This window comes from Phaeodactylibacter xiamenensis, assembly GCF_000759025.1.
Classification (GTDB): domain Bacteria; phylum Bacteroidota; class Bacteroidia; order Chitinophagales; family Saprospiraceae; genus Phaeodactylibacter; species Phaeodactylibacter xiamenensis.
On sequence record NZ_JPOS01000018.1, the window covers coordinates 110,207 to 137,038 of the forward strand.

Annotated in this window: 19 protein-coding genes; 4 read left to right on the plus strand and 15 right to left on the minus strand. The window is 54.2% G+C overall.

Features of this window, described 5'->3' with window-relative positions; genetic code table 11:
* Position 1: 1 nt before the first annotated feature.
* The 4 genes from IX84_RS07225 to IX84_RS07240 form a co-directional block, all read right to left on the minus strand.
* Positions 2–3,169 (minus strand): TonB-dependent receptor plug domain-containing protein, encoded by a 3,168-nt coding sequence (locus IX84_RS07225; protein WP_044218116.1) that lies wholly within the window; start codon positions 3,167–3,169, stop codon positions 2–4.
* Positions 3,170–3,297: 128 nt separating this feature from the next.
* A complete protein-coding gene (locus IX84_RS07230) occupies positions 3,298–5,616 on the minus strand; it encodes a hypothetical protein (RefSeq protein WP_152604950.1) in 2,319 nt (772 codons plus the stop codon).
* A gap of 469 nt (positions 5,617–6,085) precedes the next feature.
* Positions 6,086–7,156 (minus strand): hypothetical protein, encoded by a 1,071-nt coding sequence (locus tag IX84_RS07235; protein ID WP_044218122.1) that lies wholly within the window; start codon positions 7,154–7,156, stop codon positions 6,086–6,088.
* A gap of 26 nt (positions 7,157–7,182) precedes the next feature.
* Complete coding sequence (locus tag IX84_RS07240; RefSeq protein ID WP_044218125.1) at positions 7,183–8,166, minus strand: glucosaminidase domain-containing protein; 984 nt, start codon at positions 8,164–8,166, stop codon at positions 7,183–7,185.
* Positions 8,167–8,462: 296 nt separating this feature from the next.
* On the opposite strand from IX84_RS07240, the gene IX84_RS07245 reads away from it, so the two are divergent.
* Positions 8,463–8,936 (plus strand): hypothetical protein, encoded by a 474-nt coding sequence (locus IX84_RS07245; protein WP_044218130.1) that lies wholly within the window; start codon positions 8,463–8,465, stop codon positions 8,934–8,936.
* A 71-nt stretch (positions 8,937–9,007) separates the two neighbouring features.
* Here IX84_RS07245 and IX84_RS07250 read toward each other — a convergent pair whose 3' ends face one another.
* Positions 9,008–10,501, minus strand: a complete 1,494-nt coding sequence (locus IX84_RS07250; RefSeq protein ID WP_044218132.1) for an oligosaccharide flippase family protein — start codon at positions 10,499–10,501, stop codon at positions 9,008–9,010.
* A gap of 95 nt (positions 10,502–10,596) precedes the next feature.
* On the opposite strand from IX84_RS07250, the gene IX84_RS07255 reads away from it, so the two are divergent.
* Positions 10,597–11,094 carry a DUF427 domain-containing protein gene (locus IX84_RS07255; protein WP_044218696.1) on the plus strand — a complete coding sequence of 166 codons (498 nt, stop codon included), beginning with the start codon at positions 10,597–10,599 and terminating at the stop codon, positions 11,092–11,094.
* A gap of 104 nt (positions 11,095–11,198) precedes the next feature.
* A complete protein-coding gene (locus IX84_RS07260) occupies positions 11,199–13,988 on the plus strand; it encodes a T9SS type A sorting domain-containing protein (protein WP_044218135.1) in 2,790 nt (929 codons plus the stop codon).
* Positions 13,989–14,099: 111 nt separating this feature from the next.
* On the opposite strand, the gene IX84_RS07265 is transcribed toward IX84_RS07260, so the two are convergent.
* The 4 genes from IX84_RS07265 to IX84_RS07280 form a co-directional block, all read right to left on the minus strand.
* The gene (locus tag IX84_RS07265) at positions 14,100–16,040 is read right to left on the minus strand and encodes an aconitate hydratase (protein ID WP_044218137.1); all 1,941 of its coding nucleotides are present in this window, start codon (positions 16,038–16,040) and stop codon (positions 14,100–14,102) included.
* Between the two features lie 303 nt (positions 16,041–16,343).
* The gene (locus IX84_RS07270; protein WP_044218139.1) at positions 16,344–16,823 is read right to left on the minus strand and encodes a DUF3368 domain-containing protein; all 480 of its coding nucleotides are present in this window, start codon (positions 16,821–16,823) and stop codon (positions 16,344–16,346) included.
* Between the two features lie 9 nt (positions 16,824–16,832).
* Positions 16,833–17,201, minus strand: coding sequence for a UPF0175 family protein (locus tag IX84_RS34410; RefSeq protein ID WP_081968656.1), 369 nt, complete (start codon positions 17,199–17,201; stop codon positions 16,833–16,835).
* On the minus strand, positions 17,153–18,697 hold the full coding sequence (locus IX84_RS07280; RefSeq protein WP_044218143.1) for a GH3 family domain-containing protein: 1,545 nt from the start codon (positions 18,695–18,697) through the stop codon (positions 17,153–17,155). The genes IX84_RS34410 and IX84_RS07280 overlap by 49 nt, the downstream gene beginning before the upstream one ends.
* A 279-nt stretch (positions 18,698–18,976) precedes the next feature.
* Between IX84_RS07280 and IX84_RS07285 the strand changes: the two genes are divergently transcribed.
* Positions 18,977–19,537 carry a hypothetical protein gene (locus IX84_RS07285; protein WP_044218145.1) on the plus strand — a complete coding sequence of 187 codons (561 nt, stop codon included), beginning with the start codon at positions 18,977–18,979 and terminating at the stop codon, positions 19,535–19,537.
* Between the two features lie 23 nt (positions 19,538–19,560).
* Here IX84_RS07285 and IX84_RS07290 read toward each other — a convergent pair whose 3' ends face one another.
* From IX84_RS07290 to IX84_RS07315, 6 genes are all read right to left on the minus strand, one after another.
* Positions 19,561–19,974 (minus strand): secondary thiamine-phosphate synthase enzyme YjbQ, encoded by a 414-nt coding sequence (locus IX84_RS07290; RefSeq protein ID WP_044218147.1) that lies wholly within the window; start codon positions 19,972–19,974, stop codon positions 19,561–19,563.
* 11 nt (positions 19,975–19,985) lie between these two features.
* Positions 19,986–21,329, minus strand: a complete 1,344-nt coding sequence (locus IX84_RS07295; protein ID WP_044218150.1) for a TolC family protein — start codon at positions 21,327–21,329, stop codon at positions 19,986–19,988.
* Between the two features lie 88 nt (positions 21,330–21,417).
* Positions 21,418–21,831, minus strand: coding sequence for a GtrA family protein (locus IX84_RS07300; RefSeq protein WP_044218153.1), 414 nt, complete (start codon positions 21,829–21,831; stop codon positions 21,418–21,420).
* A gap of 36 nt (positions 21,832–21,867) precedes the next feature.
* Positions 21,868–25,074, minus strand: coding sequence for an efflux RND transporter permease subunit (locus tag IX84_RS07305; protein ID WP_044218155.1), 3,207 nt, complete (start codon positions 25,072–25,074; stop codon positions 21,868–21,870).
* Between the two features lie 8 nt (positions 25,075–25,082).
* On the minus strand, positions 25,083–26,267 hold the full coding sequence (locus tag IX84_RS07310; RefSeq protein WP_044218157.1) for an efflux RND transporter periplasmic adaptor subunit: 1,185 nt from the start codon (positions 26,265–26,267) through the stop codon (positions 25,083–25,085).
* A gap of 46 nt (positions 26,268–26,313) precedes the next feature.
* Positions 26,314–26,766: a MarR family winged helix-turn-helix transcriptional regulator gene (locus IX84_RS07315; RefSeq protein ID WP_044218160.1), complete on the minus strand. Its 453-nt coding sequence runs from the start codon at positions 26,764–26,766 to the stop codon at positions 26,314–26,316.
* Between the last annotated feature and the right edge of the window lie 66 nt (positions 26,767–26,832).

Sequence of the window (26,832 nt, forward strand, 5' to 3'; positions counted from 1 at the left end):
ATCAAAACGTTATTTGTGCGCTGAAGCCCAGGTGGCGCCGCAGCGGGTGGTTAAAGAAATCCACGGCAAACAGGGCGGGATTGCCCCCGGGGCTCGCCAGCTGACTGCCCGGTGTTCCAGGCTGCCGCCGCTGTAGGGGATTGCCGGCTGTGGTGGTGGTTAGCGCCGGGTGATAGCCGCTGTAGTCGGTCAGGGTAAACAGATTTCGCCCGATCAGGCTGAAGCGGATTTCCTCAAAAATATTCTTCAGCGCAGGCAGGCGCTCCGGTGTGAAAGTGTAGCTGATGGCAGCCTCACGGAGCATGAAGTAGGACCCGTCTTCCACAAAATAGGCATTGGGGACCAAGTCGTTGGACAAGCCCTCCTCCCCGTAGAAAGTGGCAGGCAGTCCGGGAGAGGCGGCCAGGTCGGCATGACGCTCATTGGCATACATCCACTGTTTGGTATAGTTGTAAATATCCCCGCCCTTGCGCCAGTCGAACAAGGCAAAGAGCTCGAAGCCTGCGTAGGCAAAGGTATGGGCAATGCCAAGCTGAAAGTCGGGGTTAATATCGCCGATGACATGCTGCACGGGCGCGCCATTCTCATCTGTAATCAGCAGGGGGACTTCTGCAGGCGTCCCGAGGAGGTCCTGCTGCACGATAAAACCCTGCTCATTGGTGGTATAGTCAAAGGGGTTGAAATCGGGATTGTCCGATAAATCATCGGGGGTACGGGCAAAGGCCTGGCCCACCATTATGCCCAGGGGCTGCCCTTCTTCTATGCGAAAGAGACTGGTATTCGCCCAGCCAGGGCCCGTTTCGTAAGCAGGTATGGCAAGGGCGGCTACCCGCTGCTCCACCCGTTGCCCGGTCGCTTGTACGTTCCAGCGCACCTTAGCGCCCGGTATGCGGAACAGCTTTTTGAAATCAATGGTAAGGCTGCCTTCGTAAATATCGGCTTCCACCGTCCCGGCATTGCGCCATTGCCCTTCAAAACCGGCACCCCCGGACAGCTGCTGAAAGAGGATTTGATCTTCGGTTGTGGACTGCACGTAGGTCCCGGAAAGGGTAAATGCCTTAAAAATTGTCATATCCACGCCCACTTCCAGTTCCTGCGTTCGGGCCGGCTGCAGGGCGTCGTTGGCAATGGTTTGCCGGCTCAGGCTGCCGTTGACCAGCTCGTAGGTCTCATACCGCTGCTGATAGGCGGGGCGCACGCCAGCTGTCCCCATTGCCGCCCGGAATTTCAGTTCCTGGAAGATTTTCAGGTTGACGTCCTCACTCATACGGTAAGCGGCACCGATGCGGTAGAAGGCGGGCCAGTCCACACTTTCGCCAAAAAGCGTCGACTGTTCTGCCCGGGCTGCAGCAGTGAACACATAGCGGTCGCGGAAGTCCACATCGGCCTGCGCAAAGCCGCTGTAGGTCGTCATCTCCTCCGCCAGGGAAGAAATATTAGTTTCGGATTGCGGATTATCGAGGGAGCGGTTGCCGCCCACCGCCAGGTTTTCGCCCCTTGCCAGGGAAAAGTCCCGGTCGAGGTCCTCGTACAGCAGCCCCGCCCGGAAGGCGGTATTGAAACCCAGCCATTCTTTGTGCAGCAGAAGGCTGAGTGAGGAGGTGAAGTACTGCTGCAGGCGTTCGGCATATTCCAGCCCGCCGCCGTTGCTGCCCTGCACGCCCGAGGTCACAAGCGGGCTGAAACCGACCGGTACGTTCGTGCTCAGGTAGCCTTTGTCGATAAACAATTGGCGCTGTGTGGTGCTACGGTCAAGGGTGGCAGCGTAGTCGATATCCAGCCATTTGGCAGCCTCAAAAGTACCTCCAAACATGCCCATCAGCCGGCTGTGGCGCTCCTCAGTCTGTAGTTGTTCCCGCAGGTAAAGCGGATTGGTGATGCGTGCACCGGTATTGTCGATGTCCCAGTCAAAGGCCGTCCCATCTTCTTCGTTTCGGGCATCAAGGTCAAACATAGGAGTCATGAGCAGGGTATTGGCAACAGGGTTGTTGGGTGTGGCGCCCAATGCTGCCCCCGCATCGTTCTGACTGCTCACATAATAGGCGCTGCCCCTTACCTTCAGCCGGTCGCCCGCCTGATGCCCAAGGTTAGCTCGGAAGGCATGCCGGGTGTAGCCTTCGCGCCCCGGAATGACGCCTTCGTCCCGGAAGCGCTGCGCAGAGCCCCGGAAGGAGGTACCGCCTGTCCGCCCGGTCACGGTGAGGGAGTTGGAACGCAGGCTGCGCCGCTCGAACAGGTGGCTGCTTTCGTAGTCCTGAAGGTTGGGCAGGGCGTTGGTGAAAGTATTGGCAGGCAGAGGGCCACCCAGCAGAGGTTGCGGCCCGGCTGGGTTCAGGATTTCCCGGTTGGTAAAACCAAGCGTGGGATAGGCTTCCTGCACGTCACTCACCTGATAATCGGTACGGTAGGTCACCTGGGTTTGCCCATCTGCCAGCTCGTATCCGTTTTTCGTAAAAATCTGTATGACACCATTACCGCCCTGCGCGCCAAAGGCGGCGGCTCCGGCGGCTCCTCTGAGAACTTCCACCTTATCAACATCCTCCGGGTTGATATCCAGGAGTTGGGCATCAGCCATGAAAATGCCATCAATCAAAACCAGCGGCTGTTGGGTGCCGGATAGCTGATTGATGCCCCGAAGCTGTAAATGATAGCCTTGCCCTGCCTGTCCTCCGGGCTGCAACAGACGGAGCCCCGGCACCCGTCCGGCAAGGGCGGTGCTCAACCGGTTGGGGCGGTTTTGCTGTAGCGTGGCACCGTCGAGCAAAGTCCCACCAAAAGGTAGTAAAGGGGCCGCCCGGGGCTGCGCCAGGCCGGTGGAAAAAGACGCCGCTCCCGGTGCATACACAGGGCGGAGCAATACATCGACCCGCTTTCGCCCAATCACGGCTATGGACTGCGCTTCGTAGTCGGGATGCGCAAAAGTCAGGGTGGGCGTAGGGGTGGGATTGAAAAAATTCTGGTCTACATAGATGATGTAACTCCCGTCCTTTTCCGACTGTGCGGTCTCTGCACTGGTATTGAGGCTGACTTTCACCCCTTTAACGGGCTCCCCATTGAGGGAAGAGGTGACGGTACCCCGGACAGCCAGGCGCTGGGCCGCAGCTTCAAAAGCAGGCAAAAGGCATAAGAGTAGCAGCATCCCGGCAGGGACGAAGCTCGTTTTTCTCATAATCGTTTGTTTTTCAAGATTGGGGTGGAGCAGCGTTGCTGTTGGGAGGATATTATCCTGCAACGGGTAATGAACCTACCCGTTGCAGGATGCACCCTTAGTAGCGGGGCAAAACTTTCGGGAAGCTCTTACCGAACTACATTCAGCTCAATCGGGTCACTAAGGGGGGCCGAAAGGCAGCCCCAGTTCTTAGTATCTTTATACACCAGCACCAGGTACTTACCGGCGTGGTAGTCGGTAGCTTGTAATTCAAAGCTTGGCTGAGACTGTAGTTCGGTCGTGCCAGGCGCCAGTTGCCATTCGGTGCTGCCGAAAGGCTGATGGTAGAGCGTAAACTGATGGTCGGGCTCCGTAAAGGCGTAGTCGATTGTTACGGTCTCTCCCGCCTGAATCGGGTAATCTGCTGTCACCGTTGTTTCCCGCTGATATTTGCAGGGGCGGAATTTGGAAATTGGCAGCTTTGGCTGCAGTGGATTGCTTTCCATAGCTACCGGCAGGGCAGGAGGGCTCATTCGGTCAGAAAGGCCTCCGTTTACACCACCTTTCCGCTGCGTATCGGAGCTCATTTGTCCCTGTATGGGGTCACTTTTCTGTGGTTTGAACTGATCGTGGTAGTCCAGTACGGCTTCGATGCCATAGATCGGGCCACTGCCCGGTACATAAGCGGCCTTGCGTACACCGTTGGTGGTTTCCACAGCTACCTCGAAGTAGTTGTGACGGGCGGGCAGGTTGTTCAGGATTTCACTCACCTGCGCCCCAGCTTTCTGGCCGGTAACCACAAGGCTGAGCTTTTCCGGTGTGGGGCCGGCCCAAACGGTGTATTTACAGCCTTCTTCCTGACAGCAGCGCGGGCTGAGCCAGCTTAGGTAAAGCGGCCGGTCAGGCTGCGTGGGGCTGTACACCAGCTGCAGGTCCTGAATGGGCGTGCAATTGGGGTCAGTGGCTGTTACGCTAATGGTATTGGCTTGTTCTTCCAGCAGGGCTTCATCGATATACAGGTCATCGTCAGTTCGCTCAATACCTTTGGTGCCGATGGTGCCGCGCATCGGAGCATCCGGTGTTTGGCTATAGCTTTCAGGGGTCGATCCGTAAGCGTTGGGCGCATTTTGCAGGCGGTTCTCCAGATCCGGAATGACACTGCTCCGGTTGGCTGTTGCTGCCTGCTCTTCTGCGCGAATCCAGAAAGTTTCGGCAGCTACCGGGCGGGGCAGGTCGGGCAGTGGCATATAGACTGTAACCCTCAGGGTGTGGATACCGCGTTGTAAGTCTCTTTGATCAAGGTCGAGCTCAAAGGGCATGTCCAAACCAGGATAAAGACTGACCTTGCCCATATTGATATCCCGGTAGCCAGGGTGCACATAAGCTACTTCAGCGTAGGGATTGAGGGCAGAGCAGTCAGAATTAGCGGGTAGCTGTAGGCTCCCCCGAATAGTTTTGCCCATAAGCGTTGCTGTACCAGAGACGCCGCAAACCTCCGGGGCATTAACCGGTGCTGCAGGTTGAGTGCGGTAAGGGCTGGAGGTAGGTGCACCATAAGATTGGGCCAAAGGCTGCTGAGCAACGGAATTGCCCACCTGAATCGTCGTACCCAATTCTTTTACCACTGGTAAATTACAATTTTCGCCCCATGCCAGGACCCGGAGCTGATAGTTGTTATCCGGTATGAGGCAAAGAGGCTCGGTACGTGGTGCCACCCCAAGAGCTGCCTGTGGGCGGCCATCAGCGCGGGTGGGAAACCATTTGCCGTTGCTGGTTTTTACTTCGACCAAAAAGTCCCAGGTCGTGCCCTGGCAATTGGAGCAGGAGACGATGACGGCCGGGCGGTTGAGCCGGTCGCAATAACCTGCAGGGTCTACACGAAGGTTGAGCTGTGGTTCTTTACAGGGTTGCTGTGCCGGGGTGTTGCTATTTGGTGCGGCAGACTGCTGCATTGGCTGAACCGAACGCGCCTGCCAGTCCGGATTAGCCGGCGCAGTCCGCTGTGTTTGGGGCTGTTGCTGTGCTACAGGCTGTGACAGGCTGCCCTCATAGCGGAAATGTTCCCGAACCACAGCAGACTCAAATTTTCTGGGAATAGCAGACTTCACCCGGTAGTCGACACCAATATTGTAAAAGTGACGTGGAGTCAGGCCTGAAATAACGAGGGTGTCCCGCTTTCGGTTGCCAAGTGTCCGCAATCCGCTAACCATCTCTTTGCTTTGCGGGTCCTGCAGGTTACCACCAAGGTCAGTGAGCCATACGGAGGCTTCCACCTCACTGGCTTTACTGTGCGTAAAGTGAAAAATCATTTCGACTTCGCCAGGTACCGAAGTGGGGTTGACCTGCGCGAAAAACCGGGGCTGTTCCTTTTCAAAGAGCCCGTCAAAGATGTCCTGTGCATAGTTGCTTACCGGCCCAAGGAAAAGGGCGGCGATCATGGCCAATGGGTAGATCAATGTTTTATTCATATCGAGTAGCTATAATTAAGGCAAATTAGCGCCTGAAAATCAAAATTGCTTACGACCCGACCATCTGGCCCAGGTCGTTCTCCTTAGAAAAGCCCTGTAAACGACTTATACGCAAAAACGGGCATTTTAGTTTCTCCGGTACCCCACAGGGCACAAGTATGGATGTTCTCAATCTTGATAAGCGCTGCTGTCTTTCAGCAAAGGGAAAGCGTAGCGCCGCCTGATATCCACCGGGTGTCGGGTGGATTTATTTGAATCATAAGAACCTGGCTTGTTAAGTTGGTTTACTAACTTGAAGTGTTTATCCAGGCTGAAGCATAAATACGGCGTATTGCCATGCTTTTGCGCTTCTAATCAGGTCGTCTAGTGTGGAAACAGGCACAAATATAAGATTTATCCTATATTTATTTTCCTGGAAGTGGCGGAAATTAAAAATATTAACACCATTAGTTCCACAATGGCCGATCCGCTATTTCCTGTGCCCCTTCACATAGCCCTGCTCCCGGAGTTTTTTCTGGTATAGTTCTTCCCGGGCCTGTGCATTGCGCGGGTCGGTGATGTCCAGTTTCTGACCAGCGTTCTGATGGCCGCGGTTGATCTTCCGGCCCAGCAGTCCGATATTGCTCTGCATAGTGGCTTCTGTTTCCTGATTGGTCTCTTCAATCAGGGCTTCCATATCATCCTCGCCGATGTACTGGCCACTGCGTAATTTTTTTCGGGCAATTTCTTTAGCTACCTCCTGGCCGACTTCCTCTTCGTAGAAATTGCGCCAGGCCTTGGTACCGGTTTCGGGCGTCTGTTCGGCTTCCGTCTGTCTACGATGACCTTTGTTTTGACGGCGTACAATCTTTGCGGTCACTTCATCAGCGACTTCCTGTACGCGGGAGGCGTCTTCGGGTTGTTGCAGCAAGATTTCGGTCACAGCTTCGTCCTCAGCTTCCAGGTTAAAATGCTGCAGATTGCTCATCAATTGCTGTTCGGAATGGCGGGAGTAGCGGCCAAGGCCCTGCGCCCAGCGCTGACTGTTGGCAGAGTATTTGAAATAGCGGCCGAGGGCATCCCGTGGTACTTCCTGCTTGAGGCGGGAGAGTGGAGCGGTTACCTTCTCCTGAAAAGCATCCCAGGAATCAATGCGCTGCCCACGTTTCAGTTCTTCTATGCCGTAAGCCAGAGCGATACCGGCGGGAACACCATTTTCCAGCGCCTGCTTACGGGCCGTAGCCGCAAACTGATCGAGGAAGTTATCAATGTCTGTGGCAGAAAGGCCTTCCCAGTCCGGGGCTGCTGCTTCCCGGGCAGCGGAGCGCCGGTAGCGTTCAGGCGTGCGGGGCGGAGCGTAATCGGAATGCTCTTCCGCTGCCCGTTCAGTAGTGCGGGGCAGCATACTGCTTTCGTAGGCGTTGCCGGCAGGCTTGTCCCCCATAATGACTTTGACGCCGGCCTTGTCGAGCGCGCCAATGAGGAGAATAAGGGCGAAGGTGGCCCCCAGTAATTTGAGCAGGCTGCTAAGGCTGCTATTGCTTCGGTATTGATTACTCATGATGTTGGTGTTGATGCGTGAAAAAATTATTCGAAAGCCTTGAGCAGGGCGAGGTCAAAACGCCATAGCTCATAGGTTTCGATGAGATAAGTGATTTTTTTATGGTAAGTGGGGCTTGTGGCGTAGCCGGCCATCTTCAGCCCGGCGGCACAGGCGGCGTAGTAAGGGACGCGGGTGTCTCCGTCAAAAAAGTCGGCAGCGGCGATACCGGAACGATGGTAAAAAGCGGCTGCCGCCTCCCGGATGTCATGTTCCTGCCCCGGCGGATAAGCAGCCCAGATCCAGGCGTAGCACCCGGTATGCCCGAAGGTGCAGTCACGCGTGAGCAACTGCGTATGCCGGGCGTAGCTGTCGCCAACTGCTTCGTAGGTCTCAAACCGGTCGTAGGTATTATCGTCGTGGAAGCGCCAGGCACCGATGGCCGGGGCTACCGGGATGAACTCATGATTGTGGAGGTCGGCGTAGCGGCGCTCGCGGATTTTTCGGCGGGCCTGGGCGTTGGGGCGGGCTTTGATGCCAAAGTGGTTGTTGGTAGTTCGCGCGAGGCCGGATTGACCGGCCCGGGATTCCAGCAGTGCCTGTGCCAGTTTGACGCTTGCGGGTACCTGGCGCAGCAGCATATCGCGCAGGGCGCTTTCCGCATGTTGGTCGATATACTGAGTAAAGACTTCCGCCTGCCGCATTTTGGATTTGGAGAAGCGCAGCTTGTGCAGGATATCATCCGCATTCCAGGCGCGGGCGAGTTGGGGTAGTTGTCCGCTTAAATCCCCACCAACCGCCTGGAAGTCGCCCATTTCGTACCGTTCCAGCGCCAGTCCGGAGAGCCCGCCTATCGCTTGCAGCCCCTGCTGGTAGTTGCCGGTGATTTCCCGAATAACGGGCAGCTCCGACACCTCGTCCCAGCGGTTCTGATAGACATAGAGCCCTGCAATCACAGCTCCAGCGAAGAGCAGAGTGAGCATAATACCGTGCGTGATTTCAAATATCCCGGCCAGGAACTGACGGAGCATAGGCTTTTTGATTGTGGGCGCAAAGATACTTTAGTAGGAGCGGACTACCAATTGTTTTACAACTGGCAAGGGGGTAATTCACTGATAAACAGGTTGTTTTACGAAAACAGGCGACAAGTGTTTCGTTGAGGAGCTGGATATGTTTTGAAATAGAGTATACGTATCTTGCGTTCTTTTGAAAAGCAATCAGAATAAAGCGTCTTCAGATCCTCTTTTTTATAATCAGCATCCCCTTTGCTCTCCCCGCCCAAACGCCCCTCACCAAGCCCCTCGTCGACACCGCTGCCCTAACCGGCATGGCCACCCGCTGGAACGATAGCTTTGCCGAATGGGACATCTTCACTACCGAATCGGAGAGCCGGGGCGAATTGCGCCTGACCTCCGTGGCACAGGACGACTGGAGCCGCTGGCAGTACCGCATCGGGGAAGGGGTAGGCACCATCCGGCAAAAGTGGCCTGACAACCCCAACGAGTGGGAAGCCCGGGGGGATAATGCCATCGCTACCGCCCGGACCATTTTTCGCAATAACTTTCGGGAATGGCGGGTCACCGATGGCACGCACACCGTCACCCTGCGCACCCGCTATCAGAACCTGGCGGAGGACTGGGCGATCGGGAGCGAACGCCACGGCTGGTTTGAGATGTACACCGCTTACGAGGGGGACCTGCGGGATTGGATCGTGGTGGACGAACTGTCTGATGAAGTACCTCTGCCGATGCGGATGTTGCTGGGGTTCCTGGTAGTGTACCACAGTACGCCGAAGTTATAGTTCCACACCGCTGTAGATAGCTTCCATACTCAGGCTGCCGTTGATGGCGCCAAGCGCTACTTCCTGTTCTCTCACTTTCGCAACTGTCGTACTAATCGCCGGAGCCCTTGCCGTTCCAAAACCGCAAGGAAGGACAAATAGCCCAGCAATAAAACGGTATTCAGCGCCAGCCCGGCAACAAAGCCTGGTGTGTAGGATTTTTGCAGCAGCAGGCTCAGCCCGTAGGCGGCGATTGCCCCCAGCACGTACAGCGCCATGCGGCCCACCGGATAATGAATAGGGTAATACCGCTGCCCGGTGAGGTAACTGGCAGCCGCCATGAAGCTGTAGCAGGCCAAAGCAGCTAAGCCAGGTGCCAGGTAGCCGTACCGGGGGATGAGCCAGACATTCAGCCCAATTGTGATCACAGAACCGGCAGTGGCAATGTACCCGCCGATAATGGTACGGTCCGCCAGTTTGTACCAGATGCTGAAGTTGTAGTAGAGCCCGAGAAAAAGGTAGGCCATCAGCAGGAATGGCACCACAGCGAGACCGCCCCGCAGGTCGGCTCCGAGGTAGTACTGAATGACATCCATATACAGCATAATGCCCACGAAAGCCAGGCAGCCCACGAGGGTGAACCCCTGCCCCACCTGCGCATAGAGCGTACTCTTGTCCTCCCGGGCGGCATTGCGGAAGAAGAAGGGCTCGGCGGCGTAGTTGAAGGCCTGGGTGAAGAGGTTCATCAATACGGCAAGTTTGGCGGCAGCCCCGTACAGACCGACCTGAGCGATATTGTAGTCCATATCATCAGAAGCGAGTTCCTTCAGCAGGGGGATGCCCACAAACTGATTGACAATACCGGCGACGCCCACCACGATCAGCGGGGCAGCGTACCGGAGCATCCGCTTCCAGAGACCGGCCTCAAAGATCCACTGTGCTTTAAGCAGCAGAGGCGCCAAAAAAAGCAGGACCGACCCGCTGGCCAGCAGGTTGGACAGGAAGACGTAGCCGATTTCCCGCTCAGGATTGTACAGCCAGCCAGCCCATTCGTACCCTTGCTCCAGGAGCCAAGGGCAGATTTTGAGGAAGAAAAAAATAAAGAAAATATTCACGAGGATATTCAGCGTCTTGATCACCGCAAAGCGGATGGGGCGGTTTTCCAGGCGCAGGCGCGCAAAGGGAATGGCTGCCAGGGCATCAAAAGCAATGATGAGCGCAAACCAGCGGACGTACTCCGGGCGGTCGGGGTAGTGCAGCCAACGGGCAATTTCGGGGGCAAAAATCAGGAAAAGCACCGTCAGCACAGCCGTGGAAGCCAGGAGCGAGATGGCGGCGGTGGAAAAGCTGCGCTCCATATCCGATTCCTTGCTGCCAAATCGGAAGAAGGCCGTCTCCATCCGGTAGGTGTAGATGACGAGGAGGAGGGCGGCCCAGGCGTAGAGGTCCGTCACCACACCGTATTCCTGCTTCGTGAAGTAGTACGTCAGGAAGGGCGTCAGGATGACGAAGTGCAGCAAGCGGCTCAGAATGCTGCTCGTACCGTAGATGGCGGTCTCACCTGCCAGTTTTTTGAGTAGGGACACGGGCGACGGCTTATGATGATGCCTGCAAAGCTAGTGATTTTCATGGGATGATCATGCGATGGCCAACCAACGGCTGTTTTTCCCGTTTCAAGCGTATGAATAAGAAACGCATACCACCCAAACCCGGTCAGGAAAGCGTCTGGGACTATCCCCGCCCGCCTAAGCTGGAACCGGTCTCCGCTCACATCACCATCAAACACCAGGGCGAGGTCATCGCCTCCACCAACCGGGCTTACCGGGTGCTGGAAACCAGCCATCCGCCAGTGTATTACCTGCCGCCGGAAGATATTAAAGAAGGGGTGCTGAAACAATCTCCGAAGTTTCAAACCCACTGCGAGTTCAAAGGCAAAGCGCGGTACTGGGACCTAAAGATTGGCGAAAGCAGCGTTCAGCAGGTGGCCTGGAGCTATCCGGACCCCCGGCCGCCCTTTGCGCCCATCAAAGGCTACCTGGCTTTCTACCCCAGCAAAGTAGACGAGTGCTACGTTGGCGATGAGCGGGTACAGGCACAGGAAGGCGACTTCTACGGCGGGTGGATCACTTCCAAAATTGTAGGCCCGTTCAAAGGCGGCCCCGGCACCTGGGGCTGGTAGTGCCCAACAAAAAATACCCGCCCGGCCAGCACCTCTATGAATTCCTATAGAAAGGGCAGCGCAGCAGGCGGTATCTTTGGCGTCTAATCATTCCCCAAGAACTGATGAAGACACTATTGAGCACCGTTTTTTGCCTGATCGTTTTATCGGCCTCCGCCCAGCTGGCCCTGGAGCGCGATATCAATCAGGAGCCTGCCAGCTCGGACCCCCGCGACTTTGCAGAACTCGAAGGCAAGATTTACTTTACCGCTGACGATGGGCAGTTTGGCCGGGAGCTACACCGGTACGACCCGGCTGAGGGTGCCAGCGTACTCATTGCAGACATCAGCCCCCTTGATGGCAGCAGCAATATTTCCCAACTATTAGCCTACGATGGGCGGCTCTACTTTGGAGCCCGCTCCAGTGGCGGGGATTCCTATCTATATGAATACAATCCGGCGACGGACTCGCTGGGGCGTGTGTTCGATACTATGAACAACCTGATCAGGAACCCCGCCAACCTTATGGCATACGAGGGGTGGCTCTATTTCTCTTTTGAAGACCCCGTGGCGGGTTTCGAGCTGGGGCGCTTTAATCTGGCCACCAAAGAATTAATAGTGCAGGACCTCAATCCCGATGGCAGCAGCTCCCCTAATTTCTTCAATGTAGTGGGCGATCACATCTGGTTTACTGCCAATGACGAGGTCAGCGATAGCCGGTTGTGGCGGCTCGACCCGGTGAGCGGGATAGTGGAGAACATCGCCTACGAAAGCCCCAACGGTCTTTACCCCAGCATCAACCTGCTGACCCACATGGACGGGCGTTTGTTTTTCCGAGGCTTCGTGTCGGGTATGGGCGATGAATTCTATGCGTACGACATCGCCAGCAATACCCTGCTGGACTTGCCGGAGATTTACACCGGACCGGCAAGCAGCAGCCCGTTTGGTTTCACCCCTTTTGAAGGCGATCTGTATTTCTCCGCCCGTGACCTGGCCTGGGGCACGGAGCTGCGCCGTTTCAATACGCAAACTGATCAGGTAGAGCTTGTGACCGACCTCAACCCGGATGGCAATGCCTCCCCGGCCGGTTTCACGGCATTCAACGGGCAGTTGTACTTCATTGCCGGGCAGGACCTCAGCAGCCGCTACCTTTATGCGTATGACAAGAGCACCGACATGGTGTCAGAAATCGCTCAGTTAGACGGAGATGGCGTTCCTACCTATATAACCATCGAGTACAATACCGGCAACACCCTCTACCTTTCCGGGCTTCATCCTGAGGTGGGCGATGAACTACTCACCTATACCGCTGGCAGTACGGAAATTGAGGTCGCTGCCGATATCAATACCACCACCATCGGCTCCAACCCCTATGGCTTTACTGCTTACAACGGCAAACTGTATTTCGGTGCCGATGAAGCCAACAGCGGGCGGGAAATCTGGGTCTACAATCCGGCTACCGGTGCTACTGAGCTTCTTTCCGATACCCCGGGCAGCCTGCGGCCCGATAATTTTGCAGTACAGGCTGGGAAGCTCTACTTCTCCGGTATTCACCCGGATAGCGGCTACGGGCTGTTGAGCTATGACGATGCCACCGGGCAGATTGCAGCCACGGCCTTTTCCACCCCCAGCCATACGGGGCATATCACAGATGTAGTCGCCTACGACGGGCGGTTGTTTTTTAAAGCTTACAACGAGGAACTAGGCGATGAACTACACGCTTACGACCCGGCAACCAATACTTTCGTAGTCATAGCCGACCTCTACCCCGGCGAAGAAGACGCTAACCCGGAAGGGCTGATCGTTTGTGCGGGTGCGCTCTACTTTCGGGCAGAGGATGGCGTGTCGGGCTACGAACTATGGCGCTATCAAAGCGATACGGATGCCGTGGAGCTTGTTGCCGATATCCGGCCAGGGGCTCCTGATGGGAGCCCGGAAGACATCGTTGAAAAGGATGGGGTGCTCTACTTTCGGGCTAATCATCCGGACGCCGGCTTCGAGCTGTTCCGTTACGATCCGGCCACGGATGAAATAGAGCTCCTCACGGACATTAGCGGGAATTTATACCCCGAGTACATCACTTTTTATCAGGATAAGATTTACTTCTCCGGCCGCCTCAGCAGCAGTCAGGGCACAGAGCTGCTCGTGTTCGACCCGGCAACGGGCGAGGTGAACCTCACTCAGGACATCACCTCCGGCTCAAGCAATCCCAGAGACTTGGTCGTTTTCAATGATAAGCTGTATTGCTCCGCTTATACGGAGGAGTACGGGCGCGAATTTTGGGAATACGATGCCGCTGACAGTACCTTCGCAATTATTGCCGACATACGGCCGGGGGTACGCGATGGTGATCCTACCTCACTTACGCTTTTCAACGACAAGCTCTACTTCGCCGCCAATGACGGGCTGCGCGGCAGTGAAATCTGGAGCCTCGCGGCCTGCCTCAATATCGTAGTGGATGCTCTGCCGCAGGTGGACGACACCCTGGGCGGCATTGATCTGATCGTAACCGGTGGGTTACCCCCCTACACCTTTGATTGGAGCACAGGGGCCACCACGGAAGACCTCCCAGACCTGCCAGCCGGTACTTACACGGTGACGGTTACGGATGCTTCGGGTTGTTTATCGGAAGTTACGGCAGAAATAGATTTTCTGAGCAGTACGACTGAAATGGGGCATATGCCTGACTTTCAGCTTTTCCCAAATCCGGGAGAGGGCACCTTTGAGCTGCGCTTTGAGGAAGCTGGTCAGGTCTCCCTGTTTAATCAGAACGGGCAATTGTTGCACGATGAACACCTGCCCGGCAGCACAGGCAGCCACACACTCCATCTGCACCACCTGCCAGCAGGGCTTTACTATTTGTCAGTACGCACCCGGTATGGCATTCAAATGAAGAAATTGGTTATTGCAAGATAAGGAGGGTAGCGGGCGTGGAAGAAGATTACTGCTAACAGTCGGTTCCATGCCCGTCCTCTCTTTTTGGCTAACTATACGTTGCCGGGCTTAAAAGAAGGCTCCTGCACCCTGTTATTCTTTGAAGTGATTGATAATCCCACCCTTCAGCAAGACCTCCACCTGACGCCCACTCAGGCTATGCCGGCAGGCGATATCCGTATTTTTCGTGAGGTTGCGGATGTGTATGTCATCGCCTGACTGAATCGACTCACGGGCAGAAGTTACGGCGAGCATGTCTCCCCGCCCGATTTTTTCGTAGTCTTCAGGGTTGATGAATTCCAGCGGAAGAATGCCGAAGTTGACCAGGTTCTGCCAGCCAATCCGGGCATAACTTTTAGCAATCACCGCCAGTTGCCCCAGGTACTTAGGTGCGAGTGCAGCATGCTCCCGGCTGGAGCCCTGTGCGTAATTCTCACCAGCTACCACGATATGCCCCGGATGGGCAGCCTGGGCATCTTTTGCCCGTTCATAAAAAGAGTCATCAATTACGATATAGCTGTACTTGCTAATCTCCGGGATATTGCTCCTCAAGGGCAGCACTTCTGCTCCGGCTTTTAGGATTTCATCGGTGGAAATATTGTCGTCCATTTTCAGCAGCACGGGCGCATCGTAGGCATTCGGGTAGGGGTCGAAGGTGGGCAGGGACTTGATGTTGGGCCCTTTGACCAAATCGGTACCCTGTCCGTTTTGGGAGGGGGCGACCAGCATCTGCTCGTTGATGATCTGCTGATCCGGAGCTTTATATTTCGGATAAGTAATCCCCAAATCTTTTTCCAGGTCTCTGGGGTCGGTGATCTTGCCTGTCAGTGCGGTAGCGGCGGCCGTCTCCGGGCTACAGAGGTACACCTGGTCATCGAGGGTGCCCGATCGGCCCGGAAAGTTGCGGGGCATAGTCCTCAGGCTGATTTTCCCGCTGGCTGGTGCCTGCCCCATCCCGATACAGCCCATACAGCCCGACTGATGAAAGCGGGCTCCGGCGTGCAGGAGGTTGAAGAAACCATCGGTGCGCGACAGGTTCTCCGTAAGTTGCCGGGAAGTGGGGTTGATATCAAAAGACACATCAGGGTGTGCCATCCGACCTTTCACAATCTCGGAAACGACCCAAAAGTCGCGTAGCCCCGGATTAGCACTCGAACCGATCACCACCTGATGTACCGATTGACCAGCCACTTCCCGTACCGGCACTACATTGCCCGGGCTGCTGGGCTTGGCGATCAGGGGTTCCAGTTCGGAAAGGTCAATGACCTCATGGGCATCGTACCTGGCATCTGCATCGGCTTTCAGCTCCGAGAAGTCCTCCTCCCGGCCCTGCGCACGCAGAAAACGCTTGATCTCTTCATCCGCCGGAAAAACAGAAGTCGTAGCCCCCAACTCCGTACCCATATTGGCAATGACATGGCGATCCATAGCCGAGAGGGATTTCAGTCCTTCTCCATAGTACTCCAGGATGTAGCCCACGCCCCCTTTGACATCATAGCGGCGCAGCATTTCCAGGATTACATCCTTGGCGCTCACCCAGTCCGGCAACTGCCCTTTGAGCTCCACGCCCATCACCTTTGGCATTTTGACGAAGTAAGGCTTGCCTGCCACAGCTGCCGCTACGTCCAGCCCTCCGGTACCGATGGCCAGCATGCCCAGGGCGCCGGCGGCCGGCGTATGGCTGTCCGAGCCTACCATGGTTTTGCCAGGTTTGCCGAAGCGTTCCATGTGCACCGGGTGGCTAACCCCATTGCCGGGCCGGCTAAACCAGTAACCGTATTTTTCAGCAGCGGATTGCAGAAAGAGATGATCATCGGCATTTTTGTGGTCGCCCTGCAGCAGATTGTGATCCACGTACTGTACAGCGACCTCCGTTTGGGCTTTGTCGAGCCCCATGGCTTCCAGTTCCAGCATCACGAGCGTGCCTGTGGCATCCTGTTGCAGTGCCTGGTCGATTTTCAGGCCAATTTCCGTGCCGGGTTTCATTTCACCTTCAACGAGGTGGGCGTCAATCAGTTTTTGCGCGACATTCATAGGAGCGGTGGTTTTAGTGCGCCTTTTGAACGAATCTGCCGGGTAGAGGTTCGAGTGCAGGGTGCAGGAAGTCGATCAGGGCGGGCACCGCTTTGGGATTTGCAAGGGCAGTCCCTTTTGCATTTGAATTCAAGTGGAATGACCGGCGCGAGGTGAAGTTCTCCCGCACTTGTTTGGATAATTATGTTGCGGAGGCAAAGGTCATTACGCGGGAAAATTTCCGAGAGCTTGTCAGAATTGAGCGGACTACTCCTAGCGCCTGTTGAGAAATACTTTTTTCCTGACGAGAGATTATGTGGTTTACTATCTCTCATTCACTTCAGATAAGACAAACTCATAGAGGCTTTTAGAGACCCTAAACCCAACCTCATCCTTCAGAGAATCAAGAGGTGTTTTTACATTTTCAATCAGACCCTGTTGTTTAGCAAGCATTAGAATACCGAGCAATCCAATAATGGGTATGCCATATTCTTTCGCAATCTTCCTTCCAGCTCTTTCATCTATGATTAAAAAATCGGGTTGTAATTTTATAGCTAGGGCAATGGCTTCTGCTTCCCCCTTATCAATGCTTTCTAACAGAGATCCTAAATACGGATTATTCTCAACTTCAAGAGGTTTAAGCCAATTGCTGGAATTAATAATTGTTTTTTGCTCTTCAAACCTTAAAAGCTCCTTGTGAACTGCCAACGGTATGATTACCTCATTATATAACTTTGGAAGTATATCAAGCAGATTAATCTGAATAAGATTGGTAATTGTAGTAGTGTCGCTAATAACGACCATAACCGAATTTTACTTGTTTAGCTTTTGTTTGTAAGCTTCCATTGCTTTCAAATCATCCATTAAATCCTCTACTTCGTATTTGATACTGATATTTCGTTTCGACAGTTCTTTCTGGAAAGTTATCTGGTCAATACTGGCAAAATTGCGGGCTTGTCCCATAGTCATTTTGCCCAGGTCGTAAAAATGAGTAGCCATCTCAATTAGGAATTCTTGTGGAGTCATGTTGAGCTCCTGAAGCATTTTTGAGGAAATTTGTATACCCATACTATTGAAAATTAAGCTTTCAGAATACATGAATAACACATGCTGCAGTCTTGTAGTTCCCGATATTAACCCCCACCCTCCTGCCGCAGACTCCGGTGCACAAAAGCCGACCATTCCGCAAAACGCTTGCCCTTCATCACGCGGGGGAATTTGTTCTGCCCGCCAAGCTTACCCTTAGCCGCCTGCCAGTCGTAGAAGCGCTGAATAGGCAGGATTTCCACCCTGATCCCGAGCAGACTGTCCCGCTCTGTTTTGTAATCATCATTGACCTGCTTCAGGGCCTCGTCGAGCAGGCGGGTGACCTGTTCCTTATCCACCTCCCGCTCTGTGCCAATGTACCAGTGGTGCAAAAACCGGTTGCCTTCCTGCACGGGGGCCACTGTAAACTCCCGCACGCTCAGGTCGAGGGCTTCTTCCACCGCTTGTATGCCCTGATTCATATTGTCTACTGAGAGGTGCTCTCCGCAGATGCTGAGGAAGTGCTTGGTCCGCCCGCTGATGATGATCTCGGGATTGCCCGCTTCCGGGAAGCGCACCGTATCCCCTATGAGGTAACGCCAGGCACCGGCACAGGTGGTGAGGAGGAGAGCGTAGTCTACCCCGGGCTCCACTTCTGCAATGGTCAGTGTCTGCGGATTACCGATCAGCTTACCATCTTCGTCGAAGTTGCTGCTGTTGAAGGGGATAAACTCAAAGAAGATGCCGTTGTGCAACAACAAGCGCATGGCATTGGTCTCCGGCCGTTGCTGATAGGCAATAAAGCCTTCGCTGGCCAGGTAAGAGTCCATGTAGATGAGCGGGCGGTCGAGCAGGCGCTCGAAGCCCTTTTTCAGCGGCTCAAAAGCAATGCCGCCGTGGACACACACTTCCAGGTTAGGCCAGATATCGTGTATGGTATCCAATTGGTGGTCTTCGATAATGCGCTCCATCATGAGCTGCAGCCAGGAAGGAATGCCCACGAGAAAGCCGATATCCCATTCCGGTGCATGGCGGGAGATCTCCGCAATCTTCTCATCCCAGCTTTTGATACGTGATATTTTGCCCCCCGGTTTGTAGTAAGGGCGCAGCCAAAACGGCGGTTGACTGGCATTGATGCCGCTGAGGTCGCCCCGGAAGTAACCGCCCTGATTGTCCAGGTCGCTGCTGCCGCCCAGCATTAGCATGGGCTTGGTGAAGAGGTCGGGGTCGACATCAAAGTTGGTTAGGGCGAAGAACATCCGGAGACCGGCGTGCTTCATGGACCGGCGCATCTCGTCCGTGACCGGAATGTGCTTGCTTGGTGCCCCGGAGGTGCCGGAACTGAGTGCAAAGTGCGTCACCTTGCCCGGCCAGCTTACATCTTCCACCTCGCGCAGGGCCATGTGCCACCACTGCTCGTACATGGTATCGTAATCAAAAATGGGCACCTTTTCCCGAAAGGTGTCAATGCAGTGCTCGTCCTGCAGAATATCTTTGAAATCGTAATACTGCCCGAAGGCAGTGCCCTGTGCCCGCTTGAGCAGGCGGCGAAGGGTCCGCCTCTGCAATTGGATGGGCGCGGCGCGGCGCCGTTTCTGCAATTGTTCGCCTACAGTAAGACTACGCTTGATGAGTTTTCCGAAAAAAGCCATAGACGTTTCGAGTTTTGGGGTTGTAAACTACGAAAATCTGTGGTGTTGTGCAGGAATCTTTGACCACCGTCAAAAACTAAAACCATGAAGGACCTGCCCAATCAGAGTTAAGACCTAATTACCTCACCTACTTTCATCTTTCGAAAGAAACCATTATCTTTATTTGGAATACTCTATTATTTTAAATCTCTCTAAATACTCTCTGAGATGAAGACTTACTTACTGAGCAAAGAGGTAGCTGATATTTCGGTTTCCTCCTTGTAAAATCCACACCCGCTCATGAAATATTCAGCCGTTTTTATAACAACCTTCCTGTATTCTGTTACTATTTTTCTTTTTACCTCCTGTGAGAAAATCAGCCCCCAGCCTGAAAATAGGTCTAATGCTTCTTACCACCTGAATGGGCTGGATGGAGCGCTCTGGAAAGGAGCTAGTGCAAGACAATCATATTACTTAAAAGATACCTTTGACCTAAGCATTCAGGCCTCCGAAAAAGGATTGGTGAAAAGGACGATATCGTTGGATCATTTGTTAATAAAAGAAGGCATTCAGGAAATTAGTGGTATCAGGAAATTAGGGTCAACAGATAATAATAGTCCTGCTGCAAGTGTGCGGACCATTTCAGATGATGGTCATGACTTTTTAATTCTGGACTGGTATTACCTGGATACATCCGCTGTAGACAACTGGGTCAATATTATCCAGTATAACGAAGAAACACAGTTTATACAAGGTACGTTTCAGTTTACGGCTATCCGTGATACGGTATTCGTTGGCGGTAATGATTTACCCGATACGATTCAGGTGCGAGAGGGGTATTTTGAAGCCACTTTGGAATAATCGAACCTCTATCCTTTTAAAATTCAACCATACACCGTAGCCACCAATTGTCGGCTACCCCCATGATTGCGAAACTCGCAGAGATAAATCCCCTGCCAGGTGCCCAGATTGAGCCGGCCTTTGGTGATTGGAATAGTCACAGAAGAGCCGATCATTGCCGCTTTGATGTGGGCGGGCATATCGTCAGGGCCCTCGATGGTGTGGGTGAGAAAGGGGAGGTTTTCCGGCACAACGTGGTTGAAGATGCTTTCGAAGTCCGTACGCACATCCGGATCGGCATTCTCATTGATGGTGAGGGCAGCGGAAGTGTGTTTGATAAACAGGTGAAGCATGCCGCGGTCGGGCAGGGCACCCTTCAATTGCCGCTGTACTTCGGCGGTGATGATGTGGTAGCCCCGCTCGAAAGCAGGGAGGGCGAATTCGTATTGTTGTACCATGCTGTAAAGTTTTATCGCACCAGCCCCCCAATCAGGCGGATCAGCTCCGTCTCTGTGTTTTTGAGGTTGAAGACCGCATTGAGGCGCTGCTGGGAAGCATTGATGTAACTCACCTGTATAGTACGATAATCGAAGCTGTTAATCAAGCCCCCCCGGAAGCGCTCCTCGGCAATTTCCAGGTTGCGGCGGGCATTACTCACCAGGCTTGTGGTTACTTCCACCAGGCGCTTTTGGGTGTTGTAGGTCGCCAGGGTGTTGGCCAACTGGTTATTGAGGGTGCGCTTGAGGTCGCTAATGTTGAGCTGAGCGATGAGTTCCTCCTTGCGGGCATTCTCCAACCGGATTTTACGGGCCCCACCATCGTAGATCGGGTAGGAAGCCGAGAGGTTGAGGAACGGCTGAAAGGTCTTGGCGGCAATCTGCGGGATTTCCTGAATGGTCTCATTCGGGCCGAAACTCAGGGTTTGTTCGCCAAAGGAGATACCGACGTTGTAGGTTGCACCGGCGTTTATCTGTACCGTAGGCTTGAAGGCTGCTTCCTGCAGACGGGTGTTGATGGACGACAGCTCCCGGTTGATGTACTCGTTGCGCAACTGCACATTATTGCTTTCCATCTCCTGCTGCAGGTCGGCCAGCTGATAGTCTTCGGCTGCGTAGGAAAGGGTGTCGGTGAGGGTGTAGGAAGTGCCCATATCGTCGATGCCCATCGCCAGGTTAAGGTTGCGGATGGCGGTTTCGTAAGTATTGATCTGCAGCACGTAGTTGGTGGAATCGTTGAGGTAGGCGTCTTGCGTCTGCAGGATATCGAAGGTGCTCGACTGCCCAAACTCCTGCCGCACTTCCTGATACGCCACGCGGTCGCGGGAAAGTTCCAGGACTTCCATCAGCACGTCGAGTTGTTCTTGTTGCACCAGGGCATTGTAATAGGCATTGATGATGGCCTGAATACTGTTTTGCACGGCCAGCTGCTGATTGCTCTGGCTCAGCTCTGCCTGTGTTTCCAGCTGTTCTTTGGTGATCTGCACCCGGTAGCCATCAAAGAGGATCATGCTGGCCTCTATGCCCGGTGTGATGCCGGTGTTGTAGGTGTTGGCAGCCGTCAGCGGGCCCGCCGGGTTGCTGAGGTTGCGGTAGTTGTTTTGAGAATTGGCCGTCAGGTTGATGGTCGGGACTTTCCCGGCGATGGCCCAGTCGTCATTGCGCTCCGCAATATCGGCGCGGGCTTCCGCAATTTTGATCTGGAAGTTGTTCTCCAGCCCCTTTTGAATGGCATCGGACAAGCTAAGGTTTTCCTGTGCCTTTCCCGTAAGGGCAAAAAGCAGCAGGGCGGGCAGTAGTGCGAGTTGTACTTTCATAGTTGACATGGTAGTTTGACGGATCTGCCCGCCCGGCCGTGGCTTCACGGATAGACAGGAATACATAATGCTATTTTTTCTCCGCCGCTTATATAAACTTGCGTTCAAAGACATATCGCTTGAGGTAAAAGTTGTAAAAGAATACGATGCCCGTAGCGATCAGCTTGGTTAGGGCCTGGTATTCCATAAAAAAGGCAAACCGGGTCAATGCATAAACAATCCCAGTGTTGATACTGAGCCCCACCACGGAGACCAGGACCGAGAGCAAAAAAGCCCGGCGGGCTGAGCCCTGCAGCTGAAATACGAAGCGCTTTTGCATCATAAAATTCAGCACAACGGCACAGGAATAGGACACGATATTGGCCGGCACCGGCGCCCAGTCCTGATAATCCACGAGCCAGAGGTAGAGCAGGAAGTCCACCGAGGTGGCCACTGCGCCCGACATGGCAAATTTGGCTTTCATTTTTACCAGCTGCGCCAGCGTTTCCTTGTTCAGCCCCATGGGTTCTCCTTTTGGCGGCAAAGGTAGCCTTTAAAATCAACCGAGCATAAAGGACAGCGCGCCGACCACCACCACGACGGTGACCAGCACATACCACAGGAACTCATATCCAGTCTCCCGCCGTACCGCAGGCTCTACCGCTTCGTAGCTCGGCTTCACGCCGTTCCAGGCATAAGAAGCATAAACCTTGAAGCGGTTCATAATAATGAGCAGCACCGGCAGCAACACCAGAATAACCGCCGTAATGACCAAAAGGCCGAAGGAGACCGCAATCGCCATCGGAATGAGGAACTGCGCCTGCAGGCTCTTCTCAAACAATAGCGGTGCCAGTCCGGCAAAGGTGGTCACGGTGGTCAGCACAATGGGCCGGAAACGCGACAGGCCAGTCTCGTACACCGCGTCCATATGCGAGCGCCCTTCTTCAATCATCGTATTGTAGGTGCTCACAAAAACCAGGGCGTCATTCACCAGAATACCGATCAGCGCGATAATGCCCAGGGCGGAGAACAAGCTGATGGGGAGCCCCATGAGCCAGTGCCCCCAGCCTACCCCGATAAACCCAAACGGAATCAGCAGGAAGACGAGCAGCGCCTGCCCGACGGAGCGGAACGTCAGCGCAATCACAAAGAACATGAGGGAAAGCACAATGCTAAATACGGTCTGAATAGATTTGGCTGATTTCTGCTGCTCTCTGTTCTGCCCTTCGTAAATGGCAGAAACGGAACTGTAACCGCTCAGGATTTCCGGGATGATCTCGTCTTGTAAGCTGGCAGTGACATCGCTTACCGAAACGTCGTTATTTGACACATCGGCCTCAATTTTCACCTCCCGCTTACCATCGATGTGGTTGATGTTGATCACGCCCCGCTTCAGCTCCAGGGTAGCAATTTCCGAAAGGGGAAACTCCCGCCCGTCCTCGAAGCGGATGCGCATGTCTTTTAGTTTGTTGATGTTGTCGCGGTCTTCCCGGTCGTAGCGTACCCACACCCGCACTTCATCCTGACCGCGCTGCAGGCGCTGCACTTCGCTGCCGAAGAAACCACTACGCACCTGCCCGACCACATCCTGCAGCTTCAGCCCCAGGTATTTACCCTTCTCGGTAAGTTGGATATTGACCTCCCTGAGCCCCTCCTGATTGTTGTCGACGACATCCGCCAGTTCAGAAAGGCCCTGCATGGCTGCTTTGACTTCTTCGGTAGCCGCCTTGAGCTGAGTGTAATCCTCCCCGATCAGGGAAATGGAAATCGGCTTGCCAAAGGCGGAGGCAGCGCCAAAGGTGAGCACCTCCGCGGTGGGAATATCGCCTACCATTTGCCGGATCGTATTGGTGACGGCCCGGGCGGTCAGGCTGTCCCGGTTTTCACCATCCAGTATGTTTACGCTGATGTTGCCCTGATAGGTAGTGGGGCCAAGGTTGACCTCTACCCGCTCGATGGCCTGTTTGTCGCCATTGAAGTAGTGCTGGCTCAGGGAGTCATTCGCGCGCCAGGCGGCGTCCTCAATCATTTGCAGTTTGTCCAGAGTGATATGCTCCCGGGTGCCGGCGGGCATTTGCAGCTGTATGGTAATGTCGTCCCGCTCAATAATAGGAAAGAAGGTCGTACTGATGATCCCTCCGCCAATAGCGCCGCCGGTAATGACCAGAAGGCCGACCAGGACAGCGATGGTAAAAAATTTGTTGTACATGACAAACTTCAGGGTAGGCCCATAGAGCTTGTGGCGCATCCAGTTCATAGCTTGCTCAAAGGCTTGCTGTACCTTGTTGGTGTCGCGGTCTGGGCTGAGGGCTTTACTGTGGGCTACGTGAGTAGGCAAGATCACCGCTCCTTCAATAAGGGAAAAGATGAGAGAAAAGATCACCACAATCGCCATTTGTGAAAAGAAGTCGCCCAGCCGCCCGTCAATGAACAGGAAGGAGGAAAAGGCAAGTACGGTGGTGACGATGGCGGCAAAGACGGCAGGCAGTACCTGTAGGGTGCCTTCCAGGGCAGCTTTCAGGCGAGGTACTCCCGCTTCGTACTGCTGATAGATGTTTTCGCCAATTACAATCCCGTCATCCACCAGGATACCGATCACAAGGATCATACCGAACAGGGAAATAACATTAATGGTCACGCCCAGGGCTCCTGCCACCACAAACATGCCGGCAAAGGAGATTGGAATGGCAATGGCCACCCAGAACGCCAGCCGCCAGTGCAGGAACATGGCCAGCAGCACCAGCACGATACCGAAGCCCAGCAGCCCGTTCTCCATCAGCAAGTCGATCCGCTGCCGGAGCACATCGGAGCCATCGCGAATGACAGTGGCTTCGATGATATCATTTTTTTCATTAAAATCCCGGACGTATTCCTGCACCTTATCCGTGATGGAAATCATGTCCTCTTCCAGGGTATTCTGTACCGTGACGACCACCGAAGGTTCTCCGTTCAGGTAGCTGCGGTTGGGCGAGTCGGCCCAGCGGTCTGAAAGGTCGGCGATTTCATAGAGGCGCACCACACTGCCTTCAGGCGTGGTCTTCACAATGATGTCGCGCAGCCCTTCGGCATAGTACTCTTTATTGCGGGCACGCACCAACAGCTCTTCGTCTTCCCCCTTGATGGTACCGCCGGTGATTTCAATATTGGCAGCCCGTACCGCCAGTGTCGCCTGCTGAAAAGTCAGCCCGTAAGCCCGCAGGTCCTTTTCACGGAAAGCAATCTCAATTTCCTCTTCCGGGAAACCGCTCAGGCTCACCTTAGAGATGCCCTCCATCTGCCGGAGGTCTTCCTCTACCTGCCGGCCGTAGCGCTTCAGGGTCTTGAGGTTCACATCCCCACTAAGTGCAAAGCTGATGGCAAAGCCCAGGTTTTCCTGAATATACACCACCGGTGGCTCCAGCCCTACAGGAAAAGAACTGATCTGGTCCACAGCATTGCGCACATCCACGAGCACGTCATCAGTATTGAAGCCTTTGAGCACTTCCACTGTGATGCTGCCACTGTTTTCGCTCGAAACGGAAGTATAGCGCTCCACACCGGTCACCCCTTTGAGGTTTTCCTCGATGCGCTTAACGACGCCTTCCTCCATTTCTTCCGGGGACGAACCAGGGTAGACCAATTGTATGCTGATAATCCGGCTGGGCACCTCAGGGAAGAAGGTGGACTTCATGTTGAATAGCCCGGCAATGCCGAGCACAAAAAGCCCGACCATGATCAGGTTGGCGGCTACCGGAAATTTGATAAAGTAGTTGACAAATCTTTGCATGGTAGAGACTATTCTGCGCTGCCCAGTTGGTCCTTAGGCCCGGTCTTTGCCGATTGTGCGTTTTTAGATTTTTGTTGCGTGCTGATGCGGACTTTCATGCCATCAAATGCGTCCGGTATGGGCTGCGCCAGAATGGGCGTACCATCTTTCAATCCCCGGATAATCGCAGACTCATCAGTCATTTTTACCACCTGTACTTCTTCCATTCGGAGAATAGAATCCTGTACAACGAAGACCCCCCGCTGATCATTGAGCAGGTTGCGGGGCAGCGCAAAAGCATTGTCAATACTGCTGGCAACCACATCGCCGCGCAGGTACATATTTTCCTTCAGGTCGCTGCCGCTCACGGCGATGAACACCCGTACCGTCTGCGTACCTGCATCCACCTGATCGCTGATGCGGCGGATTTTGCCGTTCCAGCTGCCTTCAATATCTTCTGAGTATAGCTCCACCGGGTTGCCTACGGCCAGGTACTTCAGGTCGCGCAGGGCAACGGTGGCTTCCAGTTCGTAGCTGCCGGTGCTCATCAGTTCGCCCAGTTTCTGCCCGGCCCGCACCACCGCACCCGGGTTGATGGAGGCAGCCGTAATCACCCCGCTAAAAGGTGCGTACAGCGTATACTTGTCCAGCCGCTCCTCCTGGCTTTTGATGGTGTAGTACTGGCTGTACAGATTGCGGGAAGCAATGAAATACTTTTCCTGATCATTCAAAGCCTCCGGGAAAGCTTTGATGGGGGCTTCCACCTCAAAATTATCGAGATAGTCCTTCCAGTGCTCATAGCTTTCCGGGTAGTCAATCTTCAGGTCGGGCATCAGCTGAGTGATGGCGTTGAGGAGGTTGCTTTTTTGCGAAAGCAGGGAAAGTTTAGCTTCCTCCTGATTGACTTTGATCAGTAAGGCTCCTTTCGGGAAATAAGTGCCGACTTTGAAGGAGCGCTCCGTTTTTTCGAGGGTGCCTGTCACTTCTGAGAAAAGGTCAATTTTGTCATAGGCCGACAGTTCCCCCTGTACATTCAGGGTTGTGGGAATGCTGCCCAGGCGCACATGCATAGTATCGACCATTTTCACTTTGGTGCCAGCCACTTTGGGGCGGGGCGGTTGTTTCTGATTGCTCAGGAAGCGAGACAGGGCAAATGCACCGATGAGGAGGACGAGCCCTGCAAACATGATAATTCTTCTGGCGGTGATGCTCATAAATCAGCGTTATTGATGGCTGTTAATATTTAGTTGTATCTGCAACTTACTTATGATTGCAGGTGAATTTCTGGTAAATCTGTGACAGCACACGCTTGCAGATAGCCAGGTCTTCTTCCGGAATGCCTTCCGTTGCTTCCTGTACCGTCTGCTGTGCTTCCGGCAGGAGTTCTTCGCGAAGGGACCGGCCCCGGTGCGTCAGGTAGATGAGCTTATTGCGCTTGTCTTCCTGATCAGGTATTCGGACTACGATATTCGCCGCTTCCAGGCTTTGCAGGGCGCGGGCAATCGTGCCTTTGTCCTTGATATTGGAAACGGCCAGGTCCTGCTGCCGTACACCTTCTTTTACCCAAAGGTCAACCAGAATGCCCATATGCTGTGCTGATAATCCCAACTCGTCCAATGCGGTCCGTTTCCGGATCTCATTGGCCAGCAGCCGCCCGACGCGGTTGGTCAGAAAAACAAGGGAATTAACAGGAAATTCAACAGCTTGGCTCATTCAATTGGTTGCATTTGCAACGAGAACGCATCATGGTGTATTTAGTTTAGTGAAGGTGATATTTTT

What these genes read in the sequence shown, in the direction of transcription:
- IX84_RS07225 (WP_044218116.1), bottom strand. Translation starts at nt 3,169, where the DNA reads ATGAGAAAAACGAGCTTCGTCCCTGCCGGGATGCTGCTACTCTTATGC.
- IX84_RS07260 (WP_044218135.1), top strand. Translation starts at nt 11,199, where the DNA reads ATGAAGACACTATTGAGCACCGTTTTTTGCCTGATCGTTTTATCGGCC.
- IX84_RS07310 (WP_044218157.1), bottom strand. Translation starts at nt 26,267, where the DNA reads ATGAGCATCACCGCCAGAAGAATTATCATGTTTGCAGGGCTCGTCCTC.
- IX84_RS07255 (WP_044218696.1), top strand. Translation starts at nt 10,597, where the DNA reads ATGAATAAGAAACGCATACCACCCAAACCCGGTCAGGAAAGCGTCTGG.
- IX84_RS07235 (WP_044218122.1), bottom strand. Translation starts at nt 7,156, where the DNA reads ATGAGTAATCAATACCGAAGCAATAGCAGCCTTAGCAGCCTGCTCAAA.
- IX84_RS07245 (WP_044218130.1), top strand. Translation starts at nt 8,463, where the DNA reads ATGGCCACCCGCTGGAACGATAGCTTTGCCGAATGGGACATCTTCACT.
- IX84_RS07295 (WP_044218150.1), bottom strand. Translation starts at nt 21,329, where the DNA reads ATGAAAGTACAACTCGCACTACTGCCCGCCCTGCTGCTTTTTGCCCTT.
- IX84_RS07300 (WP_044218153.1), bottom strand. Translation starts at nt 21,831, where the DNA reads ATGGGGCTGAACAAGGAAACGCTGGCGCAGCTGGTAAAAATGAAAGCC.
- IX84_RS07230 (WP_152604950.1), bottom strand. Translation starts at nt 5,616, where the DNA reads ATGAATAAAACATTGATCTACCCATTGGCCATGATCGCCGCCCTTTTC.
- IX84_RS07285 (WP_044218145.1), top strand. Translation starts at nt 18,977, where the DNA reads ATGAAATATTCAGCCGTTTTTATAACAACCTTCCTGTATTCTGTTACT.
- IX84_RS34410 (WP_081968656.1), bottom strand. Translation starts at nt 17,201, where the DNA reads ATGGTCGGCTTTTGTGCACCGGAGTCTGCGGCAGGAGGGTGGGGGTTA.
- IX84_RS07280 (WP_044218143.1), bottom strand. Translation starts at nt 18,697, where the DNA reads ATGGCTTTTTTCGGAAAACTCATCAAGCGTAGTCTTACTGTAGGCGAA.
- IX84_RS07305 (WP_044218155.1), bottom strand. Translation starts at nt 25,074, where the DNA reads ATGCAAAGATTTGTCAACTACTTTATCAAATTTCCGGTAGCCGCCAAC.
- IX84_RS07270 (WP_044218139.1), bottom strand. Translation starts at nt 16,823, where the DNA reads ATGGTCGTTATTAGCGACACTACTACAATTACCAATCTTATTCAGATT.
- IX84_RS07240 (WP_044218125.1), bottom strand. Translation starts at nt 8,166, where the DNA reads ATGCTCCGTCAGTTCCTGGCCGGGATATTTGAAATCACGCACGGTATT.
- IX84_RS07290 (WP_044218147.1), bottom strand. Translation starts at nt 19,974, where the DNA reads ATGGTACAACAATACGAATTCGCCCTCCCTGCTTTCGAGCGGGGCTAC.
- IX84_RS07315 (WP_044218160.1), bottom strand. Translation starts at nt 26,766, where the DNA reads ATGAGCCAAGCTGTTGAATTTCCTGTTAATTCCCTTGTTTTTCTGACC.
- IX84_RS07265 (WP_044218137.1), bottom strand. Translation starts at nt 16,040, where the DNA reads ATGAATGTCGCGCAAAAACTGATTGACGCCCACCTCGTTGAAGGTGAA.